At 64.9% G+C, this 15,013-nt stretch carries 15 protein-coding genes; 4 read left to right on the top strand and 11 right to left on the bottom strand.

The genetic code is table 11. From position 1 onward, the window contains the following. Positions 1 to 3: 3 nt before the first annotated feature. From C793_RS0102445 to C793_RS0102420, 7 genes are all read right to left on the bottom strand, one after another. Positions 4 to 465, bottom strand: a complete 462-nt coding sequence (locus tag C793_RS0102445; RefSeq protein ID WP_017429364.1) for an FAD synthase family protein — start codon at positions 463 to 465, stop codon at positions 4 to 6. A 92-nt stretch (positions 466 to 557) separates the two neighbouring features. Then, a complete protein-coding gene (locus C793_RS14035) occupies positions 558 to 1,775 on the bottom strand; it encodes a tetratricopeptide repeat protein (protein WP_017429363.1) in 1,218 nt (405 codons plus the stop codon). After that, positions 1,768 to 2,727, bottom strand: coding sequence for a hypothetical protein (locus tag C793_RS0102435; RefSeq protein WP_017429362.1), 960 nt, complete (start codon positions 2,725 to 2,727; stop codon positions 1,768 to 1,770). Before C793_RS0102435 ends, C793_RS14035 begins: the two co-directional genes overlap by 8 nt. Before the next feature lie 118 nt (positions 2,728 to 2,845). Beyond that, on the bottom strand, positions 2,846 to 3,271 hold the full coding sequence (locus tag C793_RS14415; protein WP_156804862.1) for a hypothetical protein: 426 nt from the start codon (positions 3,269 to 3,271) through the stop codon (positions 2,846 to 2,848). 92 nt (positions 3,272 to 3,363) lie between these two features. Beyond that, positions 3,364 to 4,623, bottom strand: a complete 1,260-nt coding sequence (locus C793_RS0102430; protein ID WP_017429361.1) for a FliC/FljB family flagellin — start codon at positions 4,621 to 4,623, stop codon at positions 3,364 to 3,366. Positions 4,624 to 4,798: 175 nt separating this feature from the next. Further along, positions 4,799 to 7,654 carry an AAA family ATPase gene (locus C793_RS13410; protein ID WP_017429360.1) on the bottom strand — a complete coding sequence of 952 codons (2,856 nt, stop codon included), beginning with the start codon at positions 7,652 to 7,654 and terminating at the stop codon, positions 4,799 to 4,801. Then, the gene (locus C793_RS0102420) at positions 7,651 to 8,796 is read right to left on the bottom strand and encodes a metallophosphoesterase family protein (RefSeq protein WP_017429359.1); all 1,146 of its coding nucleotides are present in this window, start codon (positions 8,794 to 8,796) and stop codon (positions 7,651 to 7,653) included. Before C793_RS0102420 ends, C793_RS13410 begins: the two co-directional genes overlap by 4 nt. Before the next feature lie 299 nt (positions 8,797 to 9,095). Between C793_RS0102420 and C793_RS0102415 the strand changes: the two genes are divergently transcribed. Continuing rightward, on the top strand, positions 9,096 to 10,178 hold the full coding sequence (locus C793_RS0102415) for an aq_1923 C-terminal domain (protein WP_017429358.1): 1,083 nt from the start codon (positions 9,096 to 9,098) through the stop codon (positions 10,176 to 10,178). 16 nt (positions 10,179 to 10,194) lie between these two features. Here C793_RS0102415 and C793_RS0102410 read toward each other — a convergent pair whose 3' ends face one another. The 4 genes from C793_RS0102410 to C793_RS0102395 all read right to left on the bottom strand — a co-directional run bounded on the left by C793_RS0102410 (position 10,195) and on the right by C793_RS0102395 (position 12,447). Further along, on the bottom strand, positions 10,195 to 10,620 hold the full coding sequence (locus C793_RS0102410; protein ID WP_017429357.1) for a DUF6691 family protein: 426 nt from the start codon (positions 10,618 to 10,620) through the stop codon (positions 10,195 to 10,197). Further along, positions 10,620 to 11,111, bottom strand: coding sequence for a YeeE/YedE family protein (locus C793_RS0102405; RefSeq protein WP_017429356.1), 492 nt, complete (start codon positions 11,109 to 11,111; stop codon positions 10,620 to 10,622). The genes C793_RS0102410 and C793_RS0102405 overlap by 1 nt, the downstream gene beginning before the upstream one ends. Positions 11,112 to 11,181: 70 nt before the next feature. Beyond that, positions 11,182 to 12,063: an MBL fold metallo-hydrolase gene (locus tag C793_RS0102400; RefSeq protein WP_017429355.1), complete on the bottom strand. Its 882-nt coding sequence runs from the start codon at positions 12,061 to 12,063 to the stop codon at positions 11,182 to 11,184. 24 nt (positions 12,064 to 12,087) lie between these two features. Then, positions 12,088 to 12,447, bottom strand: coding sequence for an ArsR/SmtB family transcription factor (locus C793_RS0102395; protein ID WP_017429354.1), 360 nt, complete (start codon positions 12,445 to 12,447; stop codon positions 12,088 to 12,090). Positions 12,448 to 12,634: 187 nt separating this feature from the next. Here C793_RS0102395 and C793_RS0102390 point away from each other — a divergent pair, with 187 nt between their 5' ends. From C793_RS0102390 to C793_RS0102380, 3 genes are all read left to right on the top strand, one after another. Beyond that, positions 12,635 to 12,847, top strand: a complete 213-nt coding sequence (locus C793_RS0102390; protein ID WP_017429353.1) for a YgaP family membrane protein — start codon at positions 12,635 to 12,637, stop codon at positions 12,845 to 12,847. A gap of 51 nt (positions 12,848 to 12,898) precedes the next feature. Continuing rightward, positions 12,899 to 13,333: an OsmC family protein gene (locus tag C793_RS0102385; protein ID WP_017429352.1), complete on the top strand. Its 435-nt coding sequence runs from the start codon at positions 12,899 to 12,901 to the stop codon at positions 13,331 to 13,333. 61 nt (positions 13,334 to 13,394) lie between these two features. After that, positions 13,395 to 14,801, top strand: coding sequence for a dihydrolipoyl dehydrogenase (locus C793_RS0102380; RefSeq protein ID WP_017429351.1), 1,407 nt, complete (start codon positions 13,395 to 13,397; stop codon positions 14,799 to 14,801). Positions 14,802 to 15,013 lie beyond the last annotated feature (212 nt).

Below are 15,013 nucleotides of genomic sequence, written 5' to 3'. Positions count from 1 at the left end.
GGGTTAATCGCGCAGTTTCTTGACCAGACGGCCTACCTGGCTGACCGCCTGCTCCAGGGCAAATATCTTGTCTTCCTCGACGCGGGATATCACCGTTTTGATATCCGTAGTGGAGATGCCTTCGGTTCGTGGCAGATAGATGACCTCTACATCGCCGGCAATATCGTCGAATTCACCGACCCAGTCGTCGCCCATTGCCAATATATCGACGTTATACGTCTGAACATCGTCTCGCTTTTGTTCCCAATGCTCTTCCGCAATCACCTGGTCGACAAAGCCTAACGCTTCAATAATCTCGCGGCGTTCGGCAAAGGGATAGATGGAGCTTTTACCCTTTAACTCATTGAACGCATCCGTGGAGACACCCACGATCAGCGTATCGCCCAGCGCTTTCAGGCGCCTTAAAAGGCGCACATGGCCCACATGCAGCAAGTCAAAAGTGCCGTACGTCAGAACAGTCGTCATGGAAAAATCCCGTTTTCCGCGCGGGGTAGCCGGCGGCTACCCTATTGGTCATCAAACGCCGCCGTGCCGGCGGCGTGGCGACGTTTGTGGGCCTACTCGGCCAGCGGCGTCAGGCGTTCCTGCAGCCGGTGCAGCAGGTCATCGTCCGGCTGGTGTTCCAGCGAACCCTCCACGAAGGCCAGCGCCTTGTTGATCTGGCCTTCCTGCCATTTATTGTAAATACGCGAGAACGCATAGCACTGGGTGAGCAGAGAGAAGCGGCACAGGTTTTTCGCGCGGATGACCGTATCAAAATTGGGGTCCGGCTCCTTCCAGCCCTCGCCGTAAATGGCTACCAGCCAGTCTTCCGGGTGACGCAATGACCAGATAGGCTCGCCTGCCGGGGTAATGTCTTTATCGAGAATGATCGGCGGATAATAGGTGTTGCGGTTCCATTCGTAGGGCACATCGTCGCTGGTCAGCCAAAAGCCCGTGAATGAGCTGTCGCTGTCGTTATCCATGACGAACCCGGAGAGGTCCACCGTCACTTTTTTGACGGGATGCATCATCGCCCTCGGGTTGGTCAAAAACGGGTTGGGGTCTTCCACCCAGCCGTTATTTTCCAGGCAACGCACGGCGCGCTCCATCTCGGTATGCGGCAGGCCCAGGTCAATATCCTTGTCAAAAGGTATCAATCCGCCGTCGCGCACCAGCCCCAGCAGGGTGCCGTAGCAAGCAAAGGCGTGGACGTTACCCATCGCCAGTTGATTAAGGGTATCCCACATCAGCTCTTCGGTTTCGGGCTTATCGAAGTCATCGCGCTGCTTTTTGGGCGCGGGCAGCTTTTCGTCGTCTTTTGCCGGCTGCTCCAGCTTCAGCGCGAGCGCCTGGCGAAAGTGCTCGACGGATTCCGGCAGCTCGCCCTGGCGCTGCTGCATGACGCCGTAGCTCATATGAACGCCGGGGGTTTCCGGGGCGGCTTCCAGCGCTTTTTGCAGCAGCGGTGCTGCTTCGTCAAGGCGGTTTTGCTTGCTGTAGGCCTGGCCCAGGTTGATTTGCCCCATCAGATTATCGGGGTCGATCTCCAGGGCTTTTTCGTAGTGCTTGATGCTGGCTTCGGCACGGCCGTGTTTGCCTAGCTGCTCGCCGAGCATCAGGTGCAGAGTGATATTCTCCGGGGCCACTTTAACGCCCTGCAACAGCATATTGATGCCGCGCTGGACCTCGTTATCACGAAAAAAGCCCTGGGCGCGGTTGATGTAAACGCCGGCCGCTTTGGCCTGTTTGGGCTGGGCGTCGCTCGTGTTTTTGCGGCGGTTTTTCTTACTCATGGGCCCCTCCTGCGTGCGGCTGGCGGCTGGATGATGTATCCCGGTTGGCCCAGGGCGCCGGGCTGTAGTCGGCGGTCAGCGTGAAGGTATCCGGCTCGCTGTCAAACTGGCTGAGGTAGCCACGGGTGGCGAGGTAGTGCGTAGCGGTATCCGGGTCGACCCGATTGAGCAGCCGGTAGGCCAGGTCATGAACGCCGTGAACGGCATCGAGCAGAAACGCCAGCTTGCGCAGCCGCTCCGGCGCCATAGCGGCCAGGCGCGCCTCATCGGGGATAAACACCGCCTCGATGGTATCCAGCTGGCTGGCCTGCTCACGCTGTAGCGGCACATCATCGGGCAGGTGGCTATAGTGGGTCGGCTGATCAAAGCGGTAGCACTGAAAGCCGTGGCCGGTCATCCACTGGAACACCTCGGCGACGCCGGGCTGCCCCTGGCAGCTGGGCATCATGGGCAAGCGGGCGTGCACCAGCAGAGTGTCGTTGAGGTAGGCGGTGCCGTGTTCCAGCGCGGCAAGGCTGTCGTTGCGCTCGTCGAGGAGCAGCCAGTCGACCTGGCCCAGGCCGTCGATGGCGTCCAGCGCCAGAGTGGGCACCGGCACCTGGGCGAGGACCCGCGCGCCCTCGTGGCGGTTATGCGGCAGCTGCGCCGGCGGCAGCGGCGCCAGGGTGCCACTGCGCTCGGCGTCCATGCAGGCGTGTAGCATGGCGGATTGGCCGTCGCCCAGCAGCGCATGGGGGAAGACCTGAAACTCGTCCAGCTCGGCGAGGTCGTCGTTTTCCTGCAGGCGGCTGGCGGGGTCAAAGACGATAGTGGCCAGGGCGTTGAGGTCCATCAGGCCATTGAAATTCTTCTGGAACGGCAGACGGGCGCCGTTATCCACCACCATGATGCGGCCGGTAAACTGCCAGCTGAAATCCACGGTGGCGGGGGTGTCCACGGGTTTTTGATCCATAAAAGGCCTTGTGTTCTCCGGGCGGCGCCGAGTGCCGACGGCGGTACGCCATCAGACTGTCACTTGATAAGACAGGGTAACAAAAAATGTTGGAATTAAGAGGATAAAAAAGAATTTATCAAGAATTGAGTTTATTTCTTTTAGCCTTCTTCTTCATCATAGCTTCCGCAAACGGTAAGCCATCATCAATCAGATGACTTCCATCTTGTGAAGAAAACCCACAAGCGTTACCGAAAACAACAGGGCCACATAAGTCTTCTTTTATTTCAACTATTTTCTCTCCTATTCCTTTTCGAAGGAACCCCTTACCAGCTTCGCTGAGATCCATGTTAATAACTTTGAAATAGTCACCATTTGGATCCTCAACAGGTGAAAAAATAAAGCCACCAATTCTTTTGATAAACACATATTCTTCATCAGGTTTATCAATCAGACACACATCAGCATCGCCTTCGACTACGATTAAGATATAGCAATCTGAGCCAAGCTTAAAAACTCTTCTTTCAGCATCATCGAATACGTTTTCTATTTCTTCTATTTTCATAACCTCTTCCCCAACGCAAAACGGGCCCCGCAGGGCCCGTTACAATCCAAGTCTCAAAACCGCCCCGTGGGGCGGTGGTTGAGGGGGTCAGCTTAGCCCAGCAGCGACAGCGCGTTCTGCGGGAGCTGGTTGGCCTGGGCCAGTACCGAGGTGCCTGCCTGCTGCAGGATCTGGTTCTTGGTCATGTCGGCCACTTCACTGGCGTAGTCGGCGTCTTCGATGCGCGACTGGGCGTCGGTGAGGTTGGTCTCGTTGGTGCTCAGGTTGTTGATCGCGGACTCAAAGCGGTTCTGGATCGCACCGAGGTCGGAGCGCAGGCTATCGATGTCGCTGAGCGCACTGTCCAGCGTTTCAAGGCCTTTTTCCATCGTCTTGTCAGCGGCATCTGCCTCTGCCTGGACATCAGTGATGCCTTTGGCCGTAGCGTCGATCGGTTCGGCATCCGCACCGTCTTTAAGATTTACCTCGACGGAAGCGAACGTACTACCAGAACTGCTAGCCGCTTTTGCAGTCACATCTACCTCGTAGAATTCTGCATCTGCACCGCTACCAACTTTGGCAAACTGGTCGCCATTTTCTGTTGCTACCAGATTAGCGGAATCAAGTCCCGATACACCTGAAGGTGTGTCGCCGGAAAAGTAGTTTACGTCCACATCTGTAGATTTCGCTACTACATTCTCACCATCTTGAGCAGAGGTAAGTGAATCAGAACCAGTACTTGTCGCTGTAAACTCAATGCCGGCAACGGTAACAGTCTCGCCATCGCCAGTAGATGAACCCGCCGTTGCGATGGAGGCAGAAGTCGGCTTCTCAAGCGATTGGACGTCGAAATCATCAATGCCCAGCTCTTTGGAGTTGATGGCTTTCAGGTCAATATCGATGGTTTCGTTATCGTTGGCACCCACCTGAATTTGCAGCGCTTCATCACCAACGCCTTTGTCAAGAACTTTAACGCCGTTGAAGTCGGTCTGCTTGGAGATGCGGTCAATTTCGTCGGTGCGCTGGTTAATCTCGTCCTGGATGGAGGTCAGGTCCTGCTGGCTGTTGGTGCCGTTTTTCGCCTGAACCGTCAGCTCACGCACGCGCTGGACGTTGTCGTTGATCTGGTCGAGCGCGCCTTCGGCGGTTTGCGCAACGGAGATACCGTCGCTGGCGTTACGCTGCGCCTGAGCCAGGCCGGTGGTCTGCGCTTCAAAGCGGTTGGCGATGGCCTGACCGGCCGCATCATCCTTGGCGCTGTTGATGCGCAGGCCGGAGGACAGACGCTCCATGTTGGTTTCCAGCGCGCCTTTGGAATCGTTGAGATTCTGCTGGGCGATCATGGAGGTGATGTTGGTATTGATCACTGACATGGTGATTCTCCTTTCGGTGTCATCTGGCCGGGTGATGGCCCCTGGCGCCAGCTTTGCGGCCACTGTACGTGCGCCGTTGTGTCAATTAACGGCCGCCGGGGGAAAAGCTTTAGGGCGGCGGCGGGATTTTACTGTAACAGAATGTATCCGGCGCTTTATTGTGGCGGATGGCAGCTTATGTGGCCCGGGGGTCGGCGCCTTCGGGCGCCGGCGCGAGTTTGAGCGCGGGGAGCTCGCGGGGGGCGGCGCCGAGGTCGTGCCAGTGTTCGGGGTGGCAGGTGAACAGCAGGATCTGGTGGCGCCGGGCGGCGTCAAAGAGGATGCGCTTCATCTGCTCGCGGCGGGCGCGGTCGCAGTGGACCAGGGCGTCGTCGAGGATGATGAGGGTGGGCCGGCCGGCCTGGCGGAGGAGGTCGGCGTAGGCCAGGCGGCTGATGAGCCCCATTTGCTCCCGGGCGCCGTAGCTTAACGCCTCCAGGTCGTCGCGCTCGGCGCGACTGGCGCCGGGGCGAATCAGCGTTTGCGGCTGCAAGTGGGCGTCCACGCTGAGCTCGGCGCCGGGGAAGAGCCGCTTGAGGTAGTGGTCCAGGTGGCGTTGCAGCGGCGCCTGGAGCCGCCGGGTGACGGCCTGGCGCTGCTCCTTGAGCAGTTGCAGGAGAAGCTCTAACGCCCGGGCGCGGCGCTGGAGTTCGTCGCGGCGGCGCTGGCGGTCGCGGTGCTGCTGGCGGGCGGCGTCGCGCTGCTCTTCGAGGCCCTGGGCGCCCTGGGTTTCCAGGCGGATGTGGAGCTCGTGAATCTCGTGCTGGCGGGTGTCGGCCTGGCGTTGCAGCGCCTCGGCGGCGCGGGTGTAGCGCGCGAGGTCCTGCGCCAGGCCGTCGGGGTCGGCGGCGTCGATTTCGCGCTGGCGCCGGGCGAGGGAGTCGGCCAGGGCGTCTGCCCGGGCCTGGAGGTCGGTGAGGGCGTTTTGCGCGTCGTCGTGGCGCTGCCGGCGGCCGGGGGCCTGGAGGGCGTCGTGCTGGCGCTGCCATTCGGCCTCGGCGGTGGCCAGCGCCTGGCCGGCGAGGCTGAGGGCTTCGCGGTGGGCGATGTCGGCGTGTTCGGCGGCCTTGAGGCGTTCGTCGGCGGTGGCCAGCGCGGCCCGGGCGGCGTCTTCGTCGAGCGGTGCTGCGTCGCTTTGCAGCTCTTTTTCAGTTTCAGTATTTGTCAGCTCTTGAGAACGCTCTTGAGGCTGTTCTTGAGACAGCTCTTGAGAAAGCTCCTGGGACAGCTGCTCGCGGCGCTGTTCGATGCGCCGGTGCTCGCCGGCCAGGGCGTCGAGCCCCCGGGGGGCGAGGCCCTTGAGCTGGGCGCGTTCGCGTTGCCGGCGGCGGTCGAGGTCGTCGGCGCGGGCGGCGCGGGTGTCGGCGTCGGTGAGGCTGGCGACGCCCAGCTGTTGCAGCAGGGCGTCGCGCTCGGCGGTGTGGCGCTGCTGGCGGCGCGCGAGGTCGGCTACATCGCCGCCGCCGGGGGTGACGGTGAGCTGCCCCACGCCGGGGATGCGCAGCTCGGCGGCGGCCAGCAATTCCTGCTCGCCCTGCCCGCTCAGCGGCTGGTCGTTGAGGGTGAGCTGCCGGCCGTCTTCCAGGCGGTAGGCCAGGCGGGTGGCGATGGCCTGCTGCTGGATGGCGAGTTTGTCGCGCTCGGCCTCGATGTGTTGCAGCCGGCGCAGGGCGTCGGGGTCGAGGTGCTGGGCCTGGTGCTCGCGGGTGAGCTCATCGAGGGTGGCGGCCAGGCGGCGGGCGTCGGCCAGGGCGTCGTTGAGCCGGGTGGCCTGGTCGGCGAGGTTTTGCTGCTCGGCTTCCAGGGTCCGGCGGTGGGCGTGCCGGCGGGCGGCGTCGAGGGCGCGTTCGGCGTGGCGGTAGTCGGCCCGGGCGCGTTGCAGGCGCTGGCGGATGGCGTCGTCGCCGGCCTTTCGCTGGTCCAGGTGCTGCTGCGCCTGCCGGGTATCGGCCCGGCGCTGTTCGAGCTGGCGGGCCTGGTGGTCCAGGTCCTGCAGCTGCTGGCGGTAGAGCGTCTGCTGGCGCCGGCAGGCGTCGTGCTCGCGCTGTTCGCGGTGCTGGTCCTGCTGGCGGGCGTGAACGGCGTCGAGCTGGCGGCGGGTGTCGTCGGCGCGTTGCTGCTGGGCCTGCCAGGGGCGGTGGGCGTCTATCTCGCGGCGCTGGCGCTGGAGCTCGCCCAGGCGGTCGACCTGGTCGCGGTAGGCGTCGACCTGGCGGTCGAGGGTGTCCAGCTCTTCGGCGAGCCGGGCGCAGTCCTGCTCGGCCTGGCGGTAGTCGCCGGTGGTTTTGCCGGTGGGGGTGAGCAGTTTGCCGCGGGCTTTTTCGACCCGGGCGATGAGCGCATCGCCGGTGGTGCTGGCGACGTGGCCCAGGGCGTTGCCGAGGGCGCTGCTTATGTTATCAGTACCAGAATTGTCAGCTCCGGGATTGTCAGCATTGGCGTTGTCAGCGCCCTGTTCTTCCGCTTCTTTCTCCGCGACGCCTTCCTCCAGCGCCTGGCCGAGGGCGGTTTGCAGGTGTTCGCGGGCGTGGTCCACGGGGTCGCGCATGTTCTGGACGGCGCCCTGTTCGACCCAGAGCAGGCCGGGGATGCCGCGATGTTCGGCCTTGCTCGCGCCGCGTCCGGGAAATTCGTAGCCCAGCAGCCGGGCCAGGCGGTCGTCGGCGGCGCTGCCGGTGTAGGCCTCGCCGTCGGCCTGGAGGTCGCAGCGCGGCTGGTGGAGGAAGCGTTTGTCCAGCGTCCAGTGGCGGCCCTGCCAGTCAAACGCCAGGGCGACGGTGGGCGCGGCGGCGGAGTCGTCCCAGGGTTTGAGGTGGGCGACGCTGTTGGTCTGGTGGCGCTCGAAGAAGGCGGCGCGGATGGCGCGCACCAGGGTGCTTTTGCCGGATTCGTTGGGGCCGACGAAGAGGTTGAGGCCGGGGTCGAGGTGGGTGATTTCCAGCGGGGTGCGGAACTGCTGAAACTGCTCCAGTCGCAGGCGGGTGAGTTTCATGGCTGGCCCTCCTGGCCGGGTTGGTCGCGCAGCAGGCCGGCGAGCAGGCCGAGGGCGTGGCGCGCGGTGTCGGCGTCGGGGTCGCCCTGGGTCTGGCGCTGCTGTAGCTCGTGGATGACGTTGCCGACGTAGCCGTCGGCGTGCAGGGCGGCGATGTCGTCGGCGGTGGGGGTGAGCGCGAGCGCGTCGCGGTGGGTTTGCAGGCTGCGGTGGCGGCCGGCGGCGGCGCCCAGGGCGCGGTCAAGGCGCTCGCGGCCGGCGAGGTCGAGCTCGCCGGTGAGGGTGAGGTCGAGCACCGACATGGCGGGCAGGGCGTCAAGCTCGGCGAGCAGGGCGTCGAGGTCGGAGGCGACGGTGAGGTGGCGCTGCCACTGGTGCCAGGCGTGGCGGCCGATGGCAATGGGCGTGACTCGGGGCGCGGCGCCGGGGCGGTCGATGTCGACGCATAGTGCCTGGCCGGCGCCGTTGTCCTTGAAGCGGTCGGGCTCGGGGGTGCCGCTGTACCAGGTGCGGGCGTCGATCTGTTTGAGGCCGTGCCAATCGCCCAGCGCGAGGTAGTCGAGCCGGGCGGTGGCGGCGCGGTCGGCGGCGATGGGGTTGGTGGCGATAGCGTTGGTGGCGTCGAGCGCTTCGGGCAGCTGGCCTTCGACGCTGCCGTGGGCGAGGCCGATGCGCAGCCGGTCGTCGGCGGTGTTGGCGGTGTCGAGCCAGGCGGTGAGGTCCTGGGGTGTCTGGCGCTGGGTGAGCGGCGCGGGGAGGATGACGCTGCCGGCGCTTTCCAGCTCAAGGGGCTCGGGCTCGCTGAGCAGGTGGGCGTTGGGCGGTATGGCGCCGATGCGCCGGGCGCGGTGCCAGATGCTTTCGGCCAGGGCGGCGTCGTGGTTGCCGGGGAGCATCAGCCAGGGGCCGGTATAGCCGCTCATGGCCTGGAAGGTGCGGTGCAGGGTGCGGTCGCCGAGGGTCTGGGCGTCGAAGAGGTCGCCGGCGACGAGGACGGCGTCGACGGCTTCGGCGGTGGCGACTTCGGCCAGGCGTTCGACCGCTGCGAAGCGGGCTTCGGCCAGGGCGGTGGCGTCTTCGGTCTCGAAGCGGGCGTACTGGCGGCCGATCTGCCAGTCGGCGGTGTGGAGGAATCGGGGCATGGCGGCCTCCTTGCGCGATAAATGCCGGGGTGGTTTCAGAAATCTCTGACCATGCCGTGAACCGGTCGGCGAGGGGGCGCTATCAATCCCTCCCTGGACGCTATCTACGCCATCCTTGGCGTAGAACCCCCTCGCCGACCGGTTCACGGCTCGTCGGGCGTCGAGCGGATGACGCTGCGGCGCGAGCCGTTGACAAGTCTGCCTGCCGGCTCCGACATTGTCTGTGAAAACTGACTGTGAGGATCGATGGCGGCGATACAAGCCGCTGAAGTATAACAACCTACCCGGAGTGAAACGCCATGTTGATGACTGATCGCGTTGCCCTTTCAGCGTTTTTACCGCTGGCTTTGGTGACGTCTGCCTGCCTGGCGCCGGTGCTGTCGGCGCAGGCCGATACGGATGATCTGACGGCGGATATCAGCGCCGAGTCGCTGGACGTGGCACTGCAAGGCTCGGCGGATGACGCCGGCGGGCATGTGACTATCGACCAGCTGACGGCCAGCGGCGTTAGCGATCAGGCCGTGGAGCATCTGACGTTCAGCGGGCTGGAGGGCCAGTTGAAAAACCTGGACGAGCTGGGCAGCGGCAGCGTGGCGCTGGGCTCGGGCACGCTGCGCGGTTTCAGCGGGCTGGATGATGACGAGCCCGAGCTGGACCGCCTGGCGCTGAAGGATCTGGATGTTGATCTGGACCGGCTGACGGGCTCGCTGGCGGCGCTGGATGTGGATACCCGCGACGAGAACGAAGGCCGCTTTACGCTGGATGCGCTGACGCTGGAGCTGGACCCGCTGATCGCTCAGGCGCCGGCGGACCAGCGTAGCCCCTTGCGTATGGTCAGCAATCTGGTGACCGACGGCAGCGGTGTGCTTCATCTTGATGCGCAGGCCAACGGCCGCCAGGAGGATGACGGCGGCGCGACCCGTTTCACCGGTGACAGCCGGCTGCGCATTGGCGATGCGCTGGGCTGGCAGATCACTACCGATGTGACGGCCCGCCTGCCCGAGGGCGCCGACCCGAAGGCGCTGGCTGCCGGCGTGGACGGGCTGGATGATCTTGAGGGCGTGACGCTGCTGGGCGGCGATATGGATATGACGCTCACCGAGCAGGGGCTGTTCGGGCGCCTGCCGGCGTCGCTGGCGGCGATGCAGGGGATGTCCGAGACTGATTTCATGGAGCAGGCGCGCACTCAGGCCGAGGGCTTCGGGCAGATGTACGGGCCCGGGGTCAAGCAGATTGCCAACGGCCTGGTGGCGATGATGGCGGGCGACGCCGAGGCGTTGAGTATTCATCTGGACGTGCCGGATGAGGCCAACCTTCAGCAGCTGGCCAGCGACCCGCTGGCGCTGCCCGACCGCCTGAGCATGAAGGTCGAGCAGGAGTAGTCGCGGCGGTGCGCCGTTAGTGGCTGCCTTGGCGCCGGGCCAGCTGCCAGCCGACGATCATGGCGGCGAGCATGGCGATGAGCGGGGCGCTGGGCGCCGCGAGCGAGGCGATTGCCGGGCCGGGGCAGTAGCCGGACAGCCCCCAGCCGATGCCGAACAGCGCCGACCCGCCCAGCAGGCGAGCGTCCAGCTCGCGGCGGGTGGGCAGCTGAAAGTACCGGCCGAACAGCGGGCCGGTGCCGCGCAACACCAGGCGGTAGCCGATGAAGGTGGTGACTACTGCGCCGCCGAGCACGAACATGAGCGTGGGGTCCCAGGCGCCGGCGATGTCGAGAAAGCCCAGCACTCGCGCCGGGTCGGTCATGCCGGCGAGCGCCAGCCCCAGGCCGAACAGCAGCCCGGCGATGTAGCCTGCCAGCGTTTTGGTCAAGCGGGTTTTCATCACTCACCTCCGATAACGTGGCGCACGATAAACACGGTGATGACGGCGGCAACCAGAAAGCTGAGGGTAGCGGCCAGCGAGCGCGGCGACAGCCGGGCCAGCCCGCAGACGCCGTGGCCGCTGGTGCAGCCGCTGCCCAGCCCGGTGCCGATACCCACCAGCAGCCCGGCGACGAGCATCAGCGCTACGCCGCCGGCCGGCGCGCCGATAATCGCACTCGCCGACGTTCCCGACGCGCCCGCTGCCCCGGCGACGTTGCCCAGGCCGGCGCCGGTTTGCGCGTTGATCAGCATGACCAGCAGCGGCCCGCTGATGATGCCCAGCACAAACGCCAGCCGCCAGGCGTTCTCACGCTGCGGCCGGGCGGTGACCAGGGTGGCGGCGATGCCGCTGATGCCGGCGATGCGGCCCAGCGCGGCCATCAGCCAGGTGGCGGAAAGGCCGATCAGCACCCCGCCGGTTAGCCCTTGCAGGGCTGCCTGCATGTCCATTTTTTGCTCTCCGTGAGCGTTTCGTCTCAGAAAACCTTCCGTCTCTGTCAATAGCCGTGCCGGCGCGGGCCTAAAAGCGGTTGAGCGGGACTTTCAAGTACACCTGGCCGTTGTCTTCCGCCGGGGGCAGCTCGCCGGCGCGCATGTTGACCTGTACCGAGGGCAGGATCAGCCGGGGCATATTAAGGGTGGCGTCGCGTTCGGTGCGCATTTTGACGAATTGGGCCTCGCTGACGCCTTCGTGTACGTGGATGTTGTGGGCGCGCTGCTCGGCGACGCTGGTCTGGTGCTGGTAGGTGTCGCGGCCGGGGGCCTTGTAGTCGTGGCAGAGAAACAGCCGGGTGGCGTCGGGCAGCGCCAGCACCTTGTGAATCGAGCGGTAGAGCGCGGCGGCGTCGCCTCCGGGAAAGTCGCAGCGGGCGGTGCCGTAGTCGGGCATGAACAGCGTGTCGCCGACGAAGGCGGCATCGCCGATGACGTAGGTCAAGCACGCCGGGGTGTGGCCGGGGGTGTGCAGCACGCGGCCTTCGAGCCCGCCGATGGTGAAGGTGTCGCCTTCCTCGAACAGGCGGTCGAACTGGCTGCCGTCCCGGGCGAATTCGGTGCCGGCGTTGAACGCCTTGCCGAAGACATCCTGCACCACGGTGATGTTGGCGCCGATGCCGGTGCGCCCGCCGAGCTGCTCGTGGAGGTAGGGCGCGGCGGAGAGGTGGTCGGCGTGGACGTGGGTTTCCAGCACCCATTCCACGCTCAAGCCTTCGCGGCGCACGAAGTCGATGATGGCGTCGGCGGAGCGTACGTCGGTGCGCCCGGCGGCGTAGTCGAAGTCGAGCACCGAGTCGATGATCGCGCAGGCGGCGCTTTGCGGGTCGCGGACGACGTAGCTGAAGGTGCTTGTGGGTTCGTCGAAAAACGCCGTTACCGTCGGGATGGATACGTCTTGATCAGACATTGGGGCTCTCCGTCAAAATGTGGCTCAGGAATCGGGGGTGGCGCAGAACTGCTCGTACAGCGTTTCGATCACCGCCAGCGCCTTGCCGTCGGCGATGCGGTAGTAAATCTGTTTGCCGTCGCGCCGGGTGGCGACCAGCGCTTCGCGCCGCAGCACGGCCAGCTGCTGGGAGAGCGTGGGCTGTTCGATGCCCAGCTCGTGCTCCAGCTCGCCGACGTTCATCTCGCCCTGGGAGAGCTGGCAGAGCAGCATCAGGCGGTCGGTGTTGGCCAGTGTCTTGAGCAGGTTGCGGGCTTCGCCGGCGTTTTCGCGCAGGCGGGATAGCTCAATTGGTGTGGCGTCGGGCATGGCGCTGGAGGTCTCGGTGTGGTGGGTGGATTTCATTTTATAATATCACATTATGTTTTTGTTGAAAGTATTGAGTGTCCCGGCTAGTCTGTAATGGCTGGTCGATCAGAGCACTGCTCCACAACACTGTTCCAAAACACTGATCCAAAACACTGCTTCACATTCCGTTACCTCCCAGCATTTCGGTACCTCCCAACATTCTATTAGCTCCCAGGAGAACGCCATGAACTGCAACGTAGGCAAAATCGATAAAACCCTCCGCATTGTCGCCGGCCTGGCGCTGATTGCGCTGGCGCTGACCGACGTGATCGGCGCCTGGGGCTGGATTGGCCTGGTGCCGCTGGCAACGGGCTTTTTCAGCTTCTGCCCGGCGTACCGCCTGATAGGGTTGAGCACCTGTTCCAAAAACCAGTCCAAAAGCCAGTCCAAAAGCTAAGTCCAAAAGCCAGTCCAAAAAACAGCCATCCATCACCGTTGAGGATTTGATATGCCCAGCTTTCCCCATTCGTATCGCGTGTTTGCGTCCGGTCACGAAGAAGGCAGCGTCAACGCCGGCAGCGAGGGGCTGCCGACGCTGGAAACCAATCCGCCGCCGGCGTTCAACGGCCCGGAGGGCTACTGGTCGCCGGAAACGCTGCTGGTGGCGTCCGCCGCCGACTGCTTTATCTTTACCTTCCGCGCCGTGGCCCGCGCCTCGCAGCTGGAGTGGCGGGACCTGCGCTGCGATGTGGAAGGCGTGCTCGACAAGGACGGTAAGGCTACCCGCTTCACTCGGCTGATTATCCGCCCGGCGCTGACGCTGGCCGACGAGGTGCAGCGCGAGAAAGCCGAACGCTGCCTGGAAAAGGCCGAGCGCAACTGCCTGATTACCAACAGCCTGAATACCGACAACGAGCTGGTGCCCGAGATTACCGTGGCCTAGCCGCCGGCCGGGCTGATGGCAGAGATAGATAGAGACATGAACGGAAGGAGGCAGCAGCACCATGACGCGACGCGTTGAGCTCGCCATTCTGGGCGCGGGCACCGCTGGGCTGACAGCGCTGAAGGAGGCCCGGCGCTATACGGATAATGTCGTCCTCATCAACGCCGGGCCGTACGGCACTACCTGTGCGCGGGTGGGCTGTATGCCGTCCAAGGCGCTGCTGGAGGTGGCGCACGCCTACGGCCGCCGCGACTGGCTGACCGCGTGCGGGATGCAGGGCGGCGACTCGCTGGCGATGGATTTACCCGCGGCCATGCAGCATGTTCGCTCGCTGCGCGATGGCTTCGCCGCCGGCCCCGCCGGTGCGGCGGAGGCGCTGGGCGAGCGCAGTCTTCAGGGCCGGCCGCGCTTTCTCTCGCCGACTACTCTGGAAGTCAACGACGAGCGGATTGAGGCCGAGGCGGTGATCATCGCCACGGGCACCCGCCCGAACCTGCCGGATGCCTGGCGCCGGCTGGGCGACCGCGTGGTGACCTCCGACGAGGTGTTCGAGCTGGAAACGCCGGGCCGCCGAGTCGGCGTGGTGGGCCTGGGGCCCATCGGCCTGGAGCTGGGCCAGGCGTTTGCTCAGCTGGGCTGCGAGGTCCACGGCTTTACCCGTGGCGCGCACCTGGCCGGGCTCAGCGATCCGTCGCTCAACCCGCTGCTGCTCGACGCGCTGCGCCGACAGATGCACATCACCACCGAGGCGGACGTGACGTTGCACGACGGCGAAACCGGCGTGCTGATGCAGGCGGGCGACCGCGAGGTTGAGGTGGACTGGGTGCTGGCGTCGCTGGGGCGGCGGCCCAACGTGGAAGGCCTGGGGCTGGAGAACCTGGGCGTTGCGCTGGACAACCAGGGGCTACCGGCCTTCGACCCGGCGACGCTGCGCGTGGGCGAGCTGCCGGTGTTTATCGCCGGCGATGTGGACGGCCTGCGCCCGCTGATGCACGAGGCGGCGGATGCCGGGCGCATTGCCGCGCATCATGCCCTGCACCCGGAGGCCGACTGCCTGGCGCGGCGCACGCCGCTGGGCGTGGTGTTTACCCAGCCGGGGGTCGGCCATGCCGGCCTGACTCACGCCGAACTGCCCGACCGGGGCGTGGTGACCGGCCATGCCGACTTTGCCCGCCAGGGGCGCGCGATAACCGCCGGGCGCAATACCGGGCGCATTGTGGTCCACGCCAGCGAGGAAGACGGCCGCCTTCTCGGCGCCGAGATGGTGGCGCCGGACGCCGAACACCTGCTGCATCTGCTGGCCTGGTCGATTCAGCAATCCATGACGCTGGAGCAGCTGCTGGCGATGCCGTTTTATCACCCCACCGTGGAAGAAGGCCTGCGCAGCGCGCTCCAGTCCGCCCGCCGGGCGCTGGGCCGGCGCTCACCCCGGCCCGACCTGCCGCTGTGCCGCGAGCCGGCGGTGTAGCCAGCCTGCCCCACCCTTTCGAGCCGGCTTTGCACGGCTCGCTTTTCCACCGCTTTTATCGGGCGCTTCTGATTTTATCGGGGGCGCTTCCGGTTTTAACGGGCGCTTCTGTTTTAACGGACGTCTCTGGTTTTAACGGGCGCTTCTGTTTTAACGGACGCCTCTATGCAGGAGCGTCCGCACAGAAGCGTCCGCTTTGAGGCGTATTAAGA

The sequence above is a fragment of the Vreelandella jeotgali Hwa genome (assembly GCF_000334215.1).
Taxonomy (GTDB): Bacteria; Pseudomonadota; Gammaproteobacteria; order Pseudomonadales; family Halomonadaceae; genus Vreelandella; species Vreelandella jeotgali.
The sequence above is the reverse complement of the archived record's forward strand: the minus strand, read 5'-3'. Positions and strand labels throughout refer to the sequence as shown.

Coding starts and splice junctions, on each gene's coding strand:
- C793_RS0102445 (WP_017429364.1), bottom strand. CDS start 465: ATGACGACTGTTCTGACGTACGGCACTTTTGACTTGCTGCATGTGGGC.
- C793_RS14035 (WP_017429363.1), bottom strand. CDS start 1,775: ATGAGTAAGAAAAACCGCCGCAAAAACACGAGCGACGCCCAGCCCAAA.
- C793_RS0102435 (WP_017429362.1), bottom strand. CDS start 2,727: ATGGATCAAAAACCCGTGGACACCCCCGCCACCGTGGATTTCAGCTGG.
- C793_RS14415 (WP_156804862.1), bottom strand. CDS start 3,271: ATGAAAATAGAAGAAATAGAAAACGTATTCGATGATGCTGAAAGAAGA.
- C793_RS0102430 (WP_017429361.1), bottom strand. CDS start 4,623: ATGTCAGTGATCAATACCAACATCACCTCCATGATCGCCCAGCAGAAT.
- C793_RS13410 (WP_017429360.1), bottom strand. CDS start 7,654: ATGAAACTCACCCGCCTGCGACTGGAGCAGTTTCAGCAGTTCCGCACC.
- C793_RS0102420 (WP_017429359.1), bottom strand. CDS start 8,796: ATGCCCCGATTCCTCCACACCGCCGACTGGCAGATCGGCCGCCAGTAC.
- C793_RS0102415 (WP_017429358.1), top strand. CDS start 9,096: ATGTTGATGACTGATCGCGTTGCCCTTTCAGCGTTTTTACCGCTGGCT.
- C793_RS0102410 (WP_017429357.1), bottom strand. CDS start 10,620: ATGAAAACCCGCTTGACCAAAACGCTGGCAGGCTACATCGCCGGGCTG.
- C793_RS0102405 (WP_017429356.1), bottom strand. CDS start 11,111: ATGGACATGCAGGCAGCCCTGCAAGGGCTAACCGGCGGGGTGCTGATC.
- C793_RS0102400 (WP_017429355.1), bottom strand. CDS start 12,063: ATGTCTGATCAAGACGTATCCATCCCGACGGTAACGGCGTTTTTCGAC.
- C793_RS0102395 (WP_017429354.1), bottom strand. CDS start 12,447: ATGAAATCCACCCACCACACCGAGACCTCCAGCGCCATGCCCGACGCC.
- C793_RS0102390 (WP_017429353.1), top strand. CDS start 12,635: ATGAACTGCAACGTAGGCAAAATCGATAAAACCCTCCGCATTGTCGCC.
- C793_RS0102385 (WP_017429352.1), top strand. CDS start 12,899: ATGCCCAGCTTTCCCCATTCGTATCGCGTGTTTGCGTCCGGTCACGAA.
- C793_RS0102380 (WP_017429351.1), top strand. CDS start 13,395: ATGACGCGACGCGTTGAGCTCGCCATTCTGGGCGCGGGCACCGCTGGG.